Source organism: Achromobacter sp. ISS7, assembly GCF_056523125.1.
On the sequence record NZ_JAWRZD010000001.1, the window covers coordinates 1451727 to 1465171 of the forward strand.

Below are 13445 nucleotides of genomic sequence, written 5' to 3' on the forward strand. Positions count from 1 at the left end.
GCAGGCGCCGGCCAACTTGACGCCGCCGCGCCGCGCCGGTAGCCTACACGGGTTCATCACCGAACCCGACGCGTCTCACATGCCCGACTTCACGCCTGCCGCCGAATCCGCCTTTGCTGCCCGCGCAGCCGGCGTCGGCCTGCGCGCGAGCCTGCGGCATGGCGTGTCGCCTCCCGTGGTTTCTCCTGTCGTCTCGACGGTCGTATCGCCGCCGGCCGCACCGCCGCCGCCGTGCGATGTCGTCGTCGGTGTCGCGGGCGCCTATCCGCCCGTGGCCGCCGTCGTCGGCTGACCGCCGCTCACTTCCCGCTCCCGCTTTATCGCCTGGATCCGCCGCGCTGATGCGCTGACGCGTCGACACGTTCGCGTCCGCCCGCCGCGTGTCCATGCCTGATCCGTTCGCGCGTCGCAAGACGCGCGGCGCCGCGGGAGCCTGTTCCATACCCGACAGGTAGAAACTCTCATGTCTTTCAATCGCAATGCGTGGGCCGCCTATGGCTCCACCACTTTGTTCGTGCTGCTGTGGAGCGGCGGCGCGATCTTCGCCAAATGGGGCCTGGCGCACGCCTCGGCCTTCGGCTTCCTGCTGCTGCGCTTCATCCTGGCCCTGGCCGTCCTGCTGCTGATCTGCGCGGGGCGGCGGCGCTGGCTGCCGGCGCCGGGCACGCGCGGCATCGTCGCGCTGACGGGTCTGCTGCTGATCGGCAGCTATTCCATCTGCTATCTGCTGGCGCTGGACCACGGCATCACGCCGGGCGTGCTGGCTACGCTGCTGGGGGCGCAGCCCATCCTGACCCTGGCGTTGCTGGAGCGCCGCTTTCCGCCGCAGCGGCTGGCGGGCCTGCTGCTGGCCCTGTGCGGCTTGGGCATGGTGATGTTCCAGAGCATCGGCATGGCGCGTTTCTCGCTGGCTGGCATGGCCTTCGCGTTCGCGGCGCTGCTCAGCATGACGGCCGGCGCCATCCTGCAAAAGCGCGTGCGCCAGGCGCCGATGGACGTGATGCCGCTGCAGTACGTGGTGAGCCTGGCGCTGTGCCTGCTGTTCGCGCCGTTCCAGCCGCTGCACGCGGATTGGAGCGTGGGCTTCATCCTGCCGCTGCTGTGGATGGGCCTGGTGATCTCGGTCGGCGCGACGCTGCTGTTCTACCGCATGATCCAGTCCGGCAATCTGGTCAACGTCACCAGCCTGTTCTACCTGGTGCCGGCCGGCACCGCGGCGCTGGATTACCTGGTGCTGGGCAACCGTTTGTCGCTGCTGAGCCTGGGCGGCATGGCGGGGATCCTGCTGGGCCTGATGCTGGTGCTGCGCACGCCGGCGGCGGCGCGTGCGGGCGGCTGACGGGGATTGCGCGCTACGCGTGCGCGGCTTCTTCCTGGCCGGCCCAATGGCCGCTGACCAGTTGCGCCGGCCGTTCGCACGCCTGGACCCGGGCGCAGACCGCCCAGGCGTCCAGGCGCATGTTCAGGCCGGCATAGACGCCATGGCCGTCGCCAGCCTCGATCCGGCCGTCGGCCTGCACGCCTTCGCCGGCGCGGATCGAGCCATCCGCGCGGATGTCCTCGCCGGCAATCAGGCCCCAGCCCGCGGCCAGGTGGCCGCCGCAGGCGATGGCCGCGCCTGCCTGGATGCCGCAGGCGGCATCGATGTCCTTGGCGGCCTGGACGCCGCCGCCGGCCTTGATGCCCTGGCCGCATTTGAGGGCGCCTTGCACCTGCACGTCCTGGCCGGCCCGCAGGTGGCCGGTCACGGCCAGGTCCTGGCCGGCGCAGATGTCCCACTTGGCGCGCAGGTTGCCGCGGCAGTCGAAGGCGGTGGCGACTTCGATGCCCCATTCGGCGGACACGTCGCCACCCGCGCGCAGGTCGCCTGCGCTGGCGATGTTGGCGCCGGCGCTGATGTTCTCGCCGGCCACGATGGATTCGCCGGCGCGGATGCCGCCGCCGGTGACGATGCTGCGCCCGGCCCGCACCACGCTGTCGACGTTGATGCCCATGCGCACTTCCAGCGTGCCGGCGAAGACGATGGCGTGGGCGTCCAGCGTGTCCAGCTTCAGCACGGCGTCGGTCGGGCCGAACTGGTCCAGCAGCCAGCAGGCGTCACCCACGCGCCCGTCGGCGACCAGGGCATCGAGGACGGCCTGGTAGTCCCCCTGTCCGTTGTGGTCGCGCAGGAACCATTTGTAGCCGCCCGCGCAGGGATTCTTGGCTTTGACGAATTTCTTGGTGAGTTGCATGGCGTTCGGTGGCAATCAAGGCGTGGCGCCGCCCGCCGGACAGGGCCGGCGCGCGGACGAAACATGGGGCGAAGACCGCCTGGCCTTGAGGCGAGGCGGTCGTACCGGCCGGCCTGGCGCCAGATCATGTGTACGTCATCGGGACGTACGGACGTGCTGGTGGCCGGCGGCGGGCCGGTGGGAACAAAACGGGAGGGAGGGTGCGCGGGCGCTTAGCCGGGCTTGGAACGCGCGTAGGCGCAGCGCGCGGCGACTTCCTGCGAGCTCAACAGGGTCGAGCGCAGGGCGCAAAGGACGCAGGCGGCGTCGGAGAGACGGGAGAAATCGGTTCGCACGGGCGAAATGGTAGCAGAGCGGGCGGACTCGCGCGCGGTGTCCGCGCCGCCTCCTGTCAGCGTGCCGCATGGCCGAGGGTAGGAGTGGTCCGGGATCTGTCCGGAACCGCGATCCCTGGCGCAATGCAGGCAAATTGCCCATCCAACGGATCGCCGATCATTGCTTCAATCAAGACCCGCCGTATTCCGCGTTTCCAGGCCATGCCATACGAGCGTCTTTCCTTCCCGATCGATCACCCGTCCTGTTGCCTCCGACTTTTCTGGGATCGATCTCGTGAATCACCGTGTTTTCAGCGCGCGCCGGCCGTTGCCGCGTACGCGTGCCTTTTCTGGCTCCGGCCACGCTCGCCGGGTTGTGCCATTGCTGTTCATCGTGAGTGGACTGTCCGGCGCGGTGCAGGCCGGCCAGCTCGAACCCGTGGTGGTCGAAGGCCGCCGCGTCAATGACCTTGCGCCCGTCCATGCGGGCGGGCAGGTTGCCATTGGCGGCCGCCTCGGGCTGCTGGGCAATGTCGACCTGAGTGACGCGCCATTCAGCCAGACCAGCTATACCTCGGCGCTGATCGAGGACCAGCAGGCCGCCACGTTGGGCGACGTGCTGGACAACATGCCTTCTGTGCGGCGCTCGGTGCCGCCCAACAATATCGGCGAGCAGTTCAAGATCCGTGGTTTCGCGCTGTCGGATTCGCAGACGGCCATCAATGGCCTGTATGGCCTGGTGTCGACCTATGGCGGTACGCCGCCGCTGGACATCGCGGAGCGCGTCGAGGTCCTGCTGGGGCCGAGCGCGCTGCTCAACGGCATGGCCGCGGTGGGCGGCAGCATCAATATCGTGCCCAAGCGCGCCGCCGACGAGCCGCTGGCCCGTGTCACCGTGGGCAGGGAGTCGGCGTCGTTGGCGAAGGCGCACGCGGACCTGGGGCGGCGCTTCGGCGCCGGCGGCGAATGGGGGCTGCGCGTCAACGCCAGCCGGCGCGATGGCGGCACGCCGCTGGCCGGGGTGTCGAGAAAGGACGATGTCGGCGCGCTCGCGCTGGACTACCGCGGCGAGCGCTTGCGCGCGGCCCTGGACGTGTGGCGCTCGACCGTCAGGAATCGCGGCGGCACGCCCATCATTCCCAGCATGGATGCGTCGCTGGCCACGATGCCGGCGGCGCCTGACGGCGCGATCACGGTCTCGGACGACGACTATGACGCCCACAATACGACGGCACTGGTCGGCGGTGAGTTCGACCTCACCCGCGACTGGACCGCCTTTGTCCGATTCGGCAGGCGCCACAATGACTTTGCCGGGCACGGGCAACTGGTGACCAACGTCAAGGCCGATGGCAGCGCCTACCTGTTTCCGCTCAGCACCCGGGCCGACAACCATGCGCGATCGGCGGAGCTGGGCGCGCGCGGCGCGTTCCGCACGGGCGCCATCAGGCATGTGTTCGCGCTGAGCGGCACGCGGCAGCAGGACGAGACCCGCCAGGGATTTGTCTATGCGCCCATCGGTGTCACCCACATTCGTCACCCGCCGGCGGCACGGCACCCGGCCCCTGCCGCCGGGGATCCGCCGAAGACGTCGCGGTCCAGGTTCGACGGCGTGGCGCTGGCGGATACGCTGTCGCTGGACGATGAGCGGGCCCTGCTGACGCTGGGCGCGCGGCGCCAGCGCGTCAAGGTGGACAACTTCGGCGCCACGCTGCAGGGCTTCACGCCCGTCACTTCGGCCTACGATCAGCGTGCCTGGACGCCGATGGTCGGCCTGGTGATCAAGCCGCTCGTGCCTCTTTCGCTGTACGCCAATCACATCCAGGGCCTGGAGGCGGGCACGACGGTCGGTCGCAATTACCAGAACGCCGGCGAGGTCTTGCCGCCTTACAAGACACGGCAGTTCGAGATCGGCGCCAAGCTGGATCGCGGCGGCTTCGCCAACACCCTGAGCCTGTTCCAGATCACCCGGCCGAGCACCCTGTCCGATCGCGGCACCTCGCCGTTGCCCACGTTGCGCCTGGATGGCGAGCAGCGCAATCGCGGCGTCGAGTGGGCGTTCTTCGGCGCGCTGACCCGGCGCGTGCGGGTTCTGGGCGGCATCAGCTACACCCGGGGCAAGCTGACCCGGACCCAGGATGGCGCCGACAACGGCAACGACGCGCCGGGCACGGCGCCACTCGCCGCCAACCTGGGCCTGGAATGGGACGTGCCGGGCGTGGCGGGCCTGACCCTGACCGGCCGTGTCATCCACACCGGCGCGCAGTACGTCGACAACGCCAATGTCCTGCGCATGCCGTCATGGACCCGGTTCGATCTGGGGGCGCGCTACGCCACGCGGGTCGCGGGCAGGGCCTTGACGCTGCGCGCCAGCGTCCACAATCTGGCCGACCGGCGCTACTGGGAGGGTGTCTACATGTCCAGCTACGTGTCGCCGGCGGCGCCGCGCACGGTCCTGGTGTCCGCGACCATGGACTTTTGATGCCTGGGGGCAGGGCTGCAATGAATCAGGGCCGCCCTCGGGCGGCCCTGATTCGCATGCTGGCCGCCTTGCGGCGGCCATCGGCCCCAACCGGCCGGGCAAACCTCAGTTGGTCGACTGGATGTTGCGTTCCTTGGCGATGCGCTGGCGCAGTTCCAGTTCACGCTTGATCTGCGCGGCGTATTCCGCCGGGGTGTTGCCGTCGACCAGCGAGCCGCCGTCGGCCAGGCGCTGGATGATCTTGGGATCCTTCAGCGCCTTGACGGTGGCGTCGTGGATGCGGTCGATCACCGCCTGCGGCGTGCCGGCGGGGGCGACCAGCCCGTACCAGGCCATGTTGTCCATTTCCGGCAGGCCGCCTTCGGCGAACGTGGGCACGTCGGGCAGGGTGGGCAGGCGCTTGGGCGCGGCCACGGCCAGGGCGCGCAGCTTGCCGGCCTGGATGTGCGGCATGGACGAGGGCAGGTTGTCGAATTGCGCGTTGACCTGGCCGGCGATCACGTCGTTGAGCGCCGGGCCCGAGCCGCGGTAGGGCACGTGCACCATGTCGGTCTTGGTCAGCGACTTGAACAGTTCGCCGTCCAGGTGGCCGATGCCGCCGGCGCCCGACGAGGCGTAGCTGTACTTGCCCGGGTTGGCCTTGAGCAGGGCGATGAATTCGGCCGTCGTCTTGGCGGGCACCGCCGGGTTCACCGTCAGCACGTTGGGCACGTTCACCATGTTGGTGATGGGCGCGAAGTCCTTGAGCGGGTTGTACGGGTTCTTGGGGTTGGTGGCGGGGTTGGTGGCCATGGTGCTGACGGTGGCCACGCCCAGGGTGTAGCCGTCCGGGGCGGATCGGACCAGCGCGTCGGCGCCGATCGAGCCGCCGCCGCCGCCGCGGTTTTCCACCACCACGGCCTGGCCGAGTTCACGGCCCAGGCCCTCGGCCACCACGCGGGCGACGATGTCGGTGGTGCCGCCGGCCGCGAACGGCACGATCAGGCGGATGGGTTTGTTCGGGTAGGCATCAGCGGCTTGCGCGGCGCCGCCGAGGCAGAGGCCGGCGAGGGCGGTGGCCAGGACGGCCTTGGCTTGAGACAGCACGGTCAAGAGTCTTCTCCATATTATTTATTGAAATCCGGGCCGGCCAGCTTCGTTGGCCGGCGTCGGTGAAGCGCGCCGGGCTCGGTTGCTGGCCTGGTCGACGCTTCGTGGGCGCCATTCCACACAGTTATATGGAACCGGTCAATCCGTATTCCCCCTGCATTCCGTGTGGGTATTTTTACCCCGGAAGAAGCGGTCCCGAAGGGCGACGATGCAGGAAAAAAACGTATGCTGACAAGAACTTGAACGAAATTGGGGTCGGTCATCGATGCGTAATCATTGCGCGGCGATCATGTCGTCATCCCCCAGGTACGCGCATAAATCTCTGCATAACTTACAAGAATCTGATATTTTTCGGATGAGATTCTTGGCCGGTCTTGCAAGAAAACTATTGCGTTTGTTTCTGTCCACGCCGTTCAATGGCGTAGGTTGATGTCCCCGCGGGGCAACGTGTAGTGCAGCGACGCACCGGGCCAGGGTTCCGTCCGTTTTTCAATCCCCGGTCTGTTTCGTCTCTCGCTGCTGCGCTGGCGGGAGGGGGCCCGGACATTCTCGGAACGCCATGTCGCTGATACTGATCCTCGCTCTGCCGTTCGCCGGCAGCCTGTGCGCCGCGCTGCTGCCTTCCAACGCCCGCAATGCCGAGGCCTGGTTGGCGGGCATCATCGCCCTGGCCTGCGCGGTTCTGGTCGCCAGCCTCTATCCGCAGGTCGCCGGCGGCGGCGTGGTCCGCGTCGACATTCCCTGGGCTCCCGCCCTGGGCCTGCAGTTCACCTTGCGCATGGACGGCTACGCCTGGCTGTTCGCCCTGATCGTGTCCGGCATGGGCGCGCTGGTGGTGCTGTATGCGCGCTATTACATGTCGCCGGAAGATCCGGTGCCGCGCTTCTTCTCGTTCTTCCAGGCCTTCATGGCCGCCATGCTGGGCGTGGTGCTGTCGGGCAACCTGATCCAGCTGGTCATGTTCTGGGAAATGACCAGCCTGGCCTCGTTCATGCTGATCGCCTACTGGCACCACCGCCTGGACGCCCGCCGCGGCGCGCGCATGGCGCTGACCGTGACCGGCGCCGGCGGGCTGTGCCTGCTGGCCGGGGTGCTGATCCTGGGCCACATCGTCGGCAGCTACGACATGGACCGCGTGCTGGCCGCTGGCGACCTGGTGCGCGCCGATCCCTGGTACCCCGCCGTGCTGGTGCTGGTGGCGCTGGGCGCGCTGACCAAGAGCGCGCAGTTCCCGTTCCATTTCTGGCTGCCCAACGCCATGGCCGCGCCCACGCCGGTGTCGGCCTACCTGCACTCGGCCACCATGGTGAAGGCCGGCGTGTTCCTGCTGGCGCGCTTCTGGCCGGTGCTGGCCGGCACCGACGAATGGTTCTGGATCATCGGCGGCGCCGGGCTGATCACGCTGGTGCTGGGCGGCTATGCCGCCATCTTCCAGCAGGACATGAAGGGGGTGCTGGCGTATTCGACCATCAGCCACCTCGGGCTGATCACATTGCTGCTGGGGCTGAACAGCTCGCTGGCGCTGGTGGCGGCGGTGTTCCACATGGTCAACCACGCCACCTTCAAGGCCTCGCTGTTCATGGCGGCGGGCATCGTCGACCACGAGACCGGCACGCGCGACCTGAGCCGCCTGTCCGGCCTGTACAAGGCCATGCCGATCACGGCCACGCTGGCCATGGTGGCGGCGGCCTCGATGGCCGGGGTGCCGTTGCTCAACGGCTTCATCTCCAAGGAAATGTTCTTCGCCGAGACCACCTTCGTCAGCGGCGACTGGGTCACCAAGGTGGGCCTGCCGCTGGCGGCCACGGTGGCGGGCGCCTTCAGCGTGGCCTATTCGCTGCGCTTCATCCTGCAGGTGTTCTTCGGCCCGCCGGCCACCGACCTGCCGCGCGCGCCGCACGAGCCGCCCGGCTGGATGCTGCTGCCCAGCGGCCTGCTGGTGCTGATGTGCCTGGTGGTGGGCATCCTGCCGGGCCTGACGCTCGGCCCGTTCCTGGCCACCGCCGCGCAGAGCATCCTGGGCGCCGACATGCCCGAATACAGCCTGGCCGTGTGGCACGGCGTCAACCTGCCGCTGGTGATGAGCTTCGTGGCCATGACCTCGGGCGTGATCCTGTACCTGGCGCTGCGCGCGCACCAGCGCGCCAACCCCGGCCGGGTGCCGTTCATCTACCGCCTGGACGGCCGCCGCTCGTTCGAGACGCTGCTCGACGGCTCCAGCGTCGCTGCCGCCTGGCTGCTGCGCTGGCTGGCGTCGTCGCGCCTGCAGGTGCAGATGCTGCTGATCGTGCTGGGCACCTTGTTCGTGGCCTGGCTGCCGCTGCGGGCGGGCGGCTGGCTCGAGGGCACCGGCCGCGCGGCCGAGGTCGATCCGGCCTTCGCGCTGCTGTGGCTGGTGGGTTGCGTCTGCGCGGTGGCCGCGGCCTACCAGGCCAAGTACCACCGCCTGGCGTCGCTGGCGCTGGCCGGCGGCGCGGGCCTAGTGACCTGTCTCACGTTCGTCTGGTTCTCGGCGCCCGACCTGGCGCTGACGCAGCTGTCGGTCGAGGTGGTGACGCTGGTGCTGCTGCTGCTCGGCCTGCGCTGGCTGCCGCGCCGCATCGCGCAGGACGAGGACGAGGGCCTGGGGGCGACCCTGCGCGCCCGCGGCCGCCGCTTGCGCGACCTGCTGATGGCCACCGCCGCCGGCACCGGCATGGCGGCGCTGGCCTACGCGGTGCTGGTGCGGCCGCAGACCGACACGATTTCCTCATACTTCGTCGACCGCGCGCTGCCCGATGGCGGCGGCACCAACGTGGTCAACGTGATCCTGGTGGACTTCCGCGGATTCGATACCTTCGGCGAAATCACGGTGCTGGGCATCGTGGCGCTGACGGTGTACGCGCTGCTGCGCCGCTTCCGGCCGGCCGCCGAAAGCGCCGACCTGCCGCGCCAGCAGATCGACCAGGACGGCCCGGTGCCGCCCACGCCGGACATCAAGGCCATCGTGCCGACCGGCCCGATGATGGTGCCGACGGTGCTGGTGCGCCTGTTGCTGCCGACGGCGGCGCTGATCTCGGTGTATTTCCTGCTGCGCGGCCACAACCAGCCCGGCGGCGGCTTCGTGGGCGGGCTGATCTTCGCCACCGCCGTGATCCTGCAATACATGGTGGGCGGGGTCTACTGGGTCGAATCGCGCAGCCGCCTGAACCCGCAGAACTGGATCGGCATCGGCCTGCTGTTCGCCGGCACGGCGGCGGTGACGGCGTGGCTGGCCTACAAACCGTTCCTGGCCGCGCTGGCCTGGGACATCGCCTTGCCGCTGGTTGGCCACGTGCACCTGTCCAGCGTGCTGCTGTTCGACCTCGGCGTCTACATGCTGGTGGTCGGGTCCACCGTGCTGGTGCTGGTGGCGCTGGCTCACCAATCGCTGCGCGCACAACGCAAGGCTGCCGCCGAAAGCCAGGCGGCCGCCGCACAAACGGGGGAAGCCTGATGGAATTGATTTACGCCGTCGCGATCGGCGTCCTGGCGGGCTCGGGCGTCTGGCTGCTGCTGCGGCCGCGGACGTTCCAGTTCATCATGGGCCTGTCGCTGGTCTCATATGCGGTCAACCTGTTCATCTTCGGCATGGGCCGCCTGACGTCGGGCCGCCCGCCGGTGGTGGACCCGGCCATGGCCCATGATCCTTCCTGGTACGCCGATCCGTTGCCCCAGGCGCTGGTGCTGACGGCCATCGTGATCGGTTTCGCCACCACCGCGCTGTTCCTGGTGGTGCTGCTGGCTTCGCGCGGCTTGACGGGCACCGACCACGTCGATGGACGGGAGTCCCAATCTTGAGTTTCTGGCTTCAACATCTTCCTGTCCTGCCCATCGTCACGCCGCTGCTGGCCGGCGCCGCGATGCTGCTGCTGGGCGACACCCGCCGCTACACCCGCGGCGCCATTGCCATGCTGTCGACGCTGGCCCAGCTGGCCGCGGCCATCGCCTTGCTGGCGGTCGCCGGCGGCGCCGTGCCGGACGTCTGGCCGCATGGCGTCGGCGTCTACCTGGTGGGCGACTGGCCCGCGCCGTTCGGCATCGTGCTGGTGGTGGACCGCCTGACCGCGGTCATGCTGACCCTGACCGCGGTGCTGGGCCTGGCCTCGCTGACCTACGCGCTGGCGCGCTGGGACCGGGCCGGGGTGCATTTCCATTCCCTGTTCCAGTTCCTGCTGATGGGCCTGAACGGCGCCTTCCTGACGGGCGACCTGTTCAACCTGTTCGTGTTCTTCGAGGTGCTGCTGGCCGCGTCCTACGGCCTGTTGCTGCACGGCTCCGGCGTGGCGCGCGTCAGCGCCGGCCTGCAGTACATCGCGGTCAACCTGGTGGCCTCGTTCCTGCTGCTGATCAGCATCGCGCTGATCTACGGCGTGAGCGGCACGCTCAACATGGCCGACCTGGCGCTGCGCGCCGGCAACCTGACCGGTTCCGACCGCATGCTGTTCGAGGCCGGCGCCGCCATTCTCGGCGTGGCCTTCCTGGTGAAGGCGGGCGCCTGGCCGCTGAACTTCTGGCTGGTCAAGGGCTACGGCTCGGCCGGCGCGCCGATCGCGGCCATGTTCTCGATCATGACCAAGGTCGGCATCTACGCGCTGCTGCGCATCGGCTCGCTGCTGCTGCCGACCGGCGCGCCGGCGGCGTTCAGCCTGGACTGGATGTTCGCGGCCGGCCTGGCCACGCTGCTGTTCGGCGGCCTGGGCCTGCTGGCCACGCAGCAGCTCGAGAAGATGGTGGGTTATTGCGTGATCGTCTCGGCCGGCACGCTGCTGACGGCGCTGGGCATGCCCGGCGTGACGCTGACCGGCCCGGCGCTGTTCTACCTGATCAGTTCGGTGCTGACCACGGGCGCATTCTTCATGCTGGCCGAGCTCATCGAACGCACCCGCAGCTTCGGCGCCAACGTGCTGGCGGTGACGCTGGACGCCTTCGACCTGGACGACCCGGCCTCGGTGAACCGCTCGGACGACGTGGTCGGGGTGGCGATTCCGGCGGCCATGGCCTTCCTCGGCCTGGCGTTCATCTGTTGCGCCTTGCTGGTGACCGGGCTGCCGCCGCTGTCGGGCTTCGTCGCCAAGTTCTCGCTGCTGTCGGCGGCGGTCTCGGCGGCCAACGAATCGGCGCCGCCGATGGACGCCTGGATCCTGGTGGCGGCCGTGCTGGTGTCCGGCCTGGCGGGGCTGATCGGCCTGGGCCGCACCGGCATCCGCGTGTTCTGGGCCAGCGATGACCGCAGCACGCCGCGCCTGCGGGTGATCGAGGCGGGGCCGGTGGCGGTCATGCTGCTGCTGTGCGTGGGGCTGGCGGCGGGCGCGGGCCCGGTGTCGGCCTACCTGGATGACGCCGCGCGTTCGCTGGATCAGCCCAAGAGCTACATCGATGCCGTGATGTCCGCGCAGACGGTGCGCGGCGTGCAAGGAGGAAGCTGATGCGCCGCCTGTATTTCCTCTTCCTGCCGGTATTCCTGTTCGTCCTGTGGCTGGTGCTGAACGAGAGCCTGTCGGCCGGGCAGATCGCGCTGGGCGCGGCGTTGGCGCTGTGGTTCACCTGGGCCGCCTCGCGCCTGCGTCCGCTCAAGGCGCGGCCGCGGCGGCTGTGGAAGGCGATTCCGCTGTTCCTGCACGTGACCGTGGACATCATCAAGTCCAACATCGCCGTGGGCAAGCTGATCCTGAACCCGCGGCGCAACGATTTCTCGCCCGGGTTCATCAAGATCCCGCTGACCATGCGCGACCCGCACGGCCTGGCGATGCTGGCCTGCATCGTCACCTACACGCCCGGCACCGTCTGGGTCGAACTGGGCGATGACCACCGCCTCAAGCTGCACGTGCTCGACCTGCAGAACGAGGAAGACTGGGTGCGCCTGGTGCAAGACCGCTACGAGCGCCCCTTGATGGAGATCTTCGAATGAACGCCATACTTTACTGGGCGGCGTCCTTTGCCCTGGTGTGTTTCGCGCTGGGCATGGTGTTCGCCGCCATCCGCCTGCTGCGCGGCCCCACCGCGCAGGACCGCGTGCTGGCGCTGGACACGCTCTACATCAACGGCATGCTGACCATGCTGGTGTTCGGCATCCGCTCGGGCACGTCGGTGTACTTCGACATCGCATTGCTGATCGCGCTGTTCGGTTTCGTGGGCTCTACCGCCATGGCCCGTTTCCTGCTGCGCGGCGAGGTGATCGAGCCATGATCGACAACCTTCCCCTGTGGGCGAGCATCCCGGCCAGCATCCTGCTGGTGCTGGGCGGCCTGCTGGCGCTGACCGGCTCGGCCGGCCTGCTGCGCTTTCGCAGCTTCTACGCCCGCATCCACGCGCCCACGCTGGGCAACACGATGGGCTGCGGCTGCGTGCTGGCGGCGTCGATCCTGGTGTTCTCGGCGCTGTCGTCGCGGCCCGTGTTCCATGAAGTGATCATCACGTTGCTGCTGATCGTATCGTCGCCGGTGACGGCAATGCTGCTGATGCGCGCGGCGGTTTACCGTAACCGTTTGACCGAGGCCGACGCCGACCTGGACGCGCGCTAGGCGAGCGCGGCGGCGGGCAGGGGACGGAACAGCGGGCATTCCAGGGACGGGTTGCGCTGGCGCAATGAAGATTGCGCCGCAGCATTGGAAACTTCAGCTTACGATTGCACGTTGCTCGACATGTCCCCGTCGTGTCATCGTGGGATAGTTGTATCAAGCAGACGGTGCCGGCCCAGCCAGGCCCGCGCCGTTCGGGTTCAATCCTCTTTCTCCAAGGAGCTGGCCATGAATGTACGTCCCATGCACACCAAACGCCTTGCGGCATCCCTTTGCGCGGCTGGCCTGATGCTGGCCGCGGGAGCGGCCCAGGCGGCCGACCCGATCGGCCGCGCCGGCATCCAGGCGCAATACGAACAAGATGTGGCGGCTTGCAAGAACGGCAGCACCGGCCAGGAGCGCACCGCCTGCATGCGCGAGGCGGGCGCCGCCCGCCAGGAAGCCAACCGCCAGCGCCTGAGCGACGGCACCACCGAGCAGCACCAGCAGAACATGCTGGACCGCTGCAACCGCCTGCCGGCTGATTCGCGCCAGGACTGCATGACGCAGATGACGTCGCCCACCCAGGTGCGCGGCAGCGTGCAGGGCGGTGGCGTGCTGCGTGAAACCGTGATCCAGGTGCCGGCCGGCACCGCCGGCACGGTGCCGCCGCCTCCGCCGCCGGGCGCCGCGCCCGGCATGGCGCCGGCCCCGGGCATGGCGCCGCCGCCGCCCGCGCCGATGCGCCAGTAACGGCGCTCGACGGGCCAGGGGCGGGCGTCGCGCGCCCTTGCCCCGTGCGCCGGGGGCG

At 69.0% G+C, this 13445-nt stretch carries 12 protein-coding genes; 10 read left to right on the plus strand and 2 right to left on the minus strand.

Features of this window, described 5'->3' with window-relative positions:
* Positions 1-79 precede the first annotated feature (79 nt).
* Complete coding sequence (locus AC1HFW_RS06760) at positions 80-292, plus strand: hypothetical protein (protein ID WP_479282392.1); 213 nt, start codon at positions 80-82, stop codon at positions 290-292.
* A 171-nt stretch (positions 293-463) separates the two neighbouring features.
* A complete protein-coding gene (locus tag AC1HFW_RS06765; RefSeq protein ID WP_241067746.1) occupies positions 464-1339 on the plus strand; it encodes a DMT family transporter in 876 nt (291 codons plus the stop codon).
* 13 nt (positions 1340-1352) lie between these two features.
* Here the strand turns inward: AC1HFW_RS06765 and AC1HFW_RS06770 are convergent, their stop codons facing one another.
* Positions 1353-2234 carry a hypothetical protein gene (locus tag AC1HFW_RS06770; protein WP_479282394.1) on the minus strand — a complete coding sequence of 294 codons (882 nt, stop codon included), beginning with the start codon at positions 2232-2234 and terminating at the stop codon, positions 1353-1355.
* A 708-nt stretch (positions 2235-2942) separates the two neighbouring features.
* Here AC1HFW_RS06770 and AC1HFW_RS06775 point away from each other — a divergent pair.
* A complete protein-coding gene (locus AC1HFW_RS06775) occupies positions 2943-5027 on the plus strand; it encodes a TonB-dependent receptor (protein WP_479282396.1) in 2085 nt (694 codons plus the stop codon).
* Between the two features lie 105 nt (positions 5028-5132).
* Here the strand turns inward: AC1HFW_RS06775 and AC1HFW_RS06780 are convergent, their stop codons facing one another.
* A complete protein-coding gene (locus tag AC1HFW_RS06780; protein WP_006394679.1) occupies positions 5133-6119 on the minus strand; it encodes a Bug family tripartite tricarboxylate transporter substrate binding protein in 987 nt (328 codons plus the stop codon).
* Positions 6120-6675: 556 nt separating this feature from the next.
* On the opposite strand from AC1HFW_RS06780, the gene AC1HFW_RS06785 reads away from it, so the two are divergent.
* The 7 genes from AC1HFW_RS06785 (at position 6676) to AC1HFW_RS06815 (ending at position 13387) form a co-directional block, all read left to right on the plus strand.
* A complete protein-coding gene (locus tag AC1HFW_RS06785) occupies positions 6676-9591 on the plus strand; it encodes a monovalent cation/H+ antiporter subunit A (protein ID WP_006394680.1) in 2916 nt (971 codons plus the stop codon).
* A complete protein-coding gene (locus tag AC1HFW_RS06790; protein ID WP_006227452.1) occupies positions 9591-9935 on the plus strand; it encodes a Na+/H+ antiporter subunit C in 345 nt (114 codons plus the stop codon). The genes AC1HFW_RS06785 and AC1HFW_RS06790 overlap by 1 nt, the downstream gene beginning before the upstream one ends.
* Positions 9932-11563, plus strand: a complete 1632-nt coding sequence (locus AC1HFW_RS06795) for a monovalent cation/H+ antiporter subunit D (protein ID WP_479282398.1) — start codon at positions 9932-9934, stop codon at positions 11561-11563. Before AC1HFW_RS06790 ends, AC1HFW_RS06795 begins: the two co-directional genes overlap by 4 nt.
* Positions 11563-12045, plus strand: coding sequence for a Na+/H+ antiporter subunit E (locus AC1HFW_RS06800; RefSeq protein ID WP_006394682.1), 483 nt, complete (start codon positions 11563-11565; stop codon positions 12043-12045). The genes AC1HFW_RS06795 and AC1HFW_RS06800 overlap by 1 nt, the downstream gene beginning before the upstream one ends.
* Positions 12042-12323, plus strand: a complete 282-nt coding sequence (locus tag AC1HFW_RS06805) for a K+/H+ antiporter subunit F (RefSeq protein ID WP_006394683.1) — start codon at positions 12042-12044, stop codon at positions 12321-12323. The genes AC1HFW_RS06800 and AC1HFW_RS06805 overlap by 4 nt, the downstream gene beginning before the upstream one ends.
* Positions 12320-12658, plus strand: coding sequence for a monovalent cation/H(+) antiporter subunit G (mnhG, locus tag AC1HFW_RS06810; RefSeq protein WP_061071408.1), 339 nt, complete (start codon positions 12320-12322; stop codon positions 12656-12658). The genes AC1HFW_RS06805 and mnhG overlap by 4 nt, the downstream gene beginning before the upstream one ends.
* 225 nt (positions 12659-12883) lie before the next feature.
* Positions 12884-13387 carry a hypothetical protein gene (locus tag AC1HFW_RS06815; protein WP_420534860.1) on the plus strand — a complete coding sequence of 168 codons (504 nt, stop codon included), beginning with the start codon at positions 12884-12886 and terminating at the stop codon, positions 13385-13387.
* Positions 13388-13445: the final 58 nt, after the last annotated feature.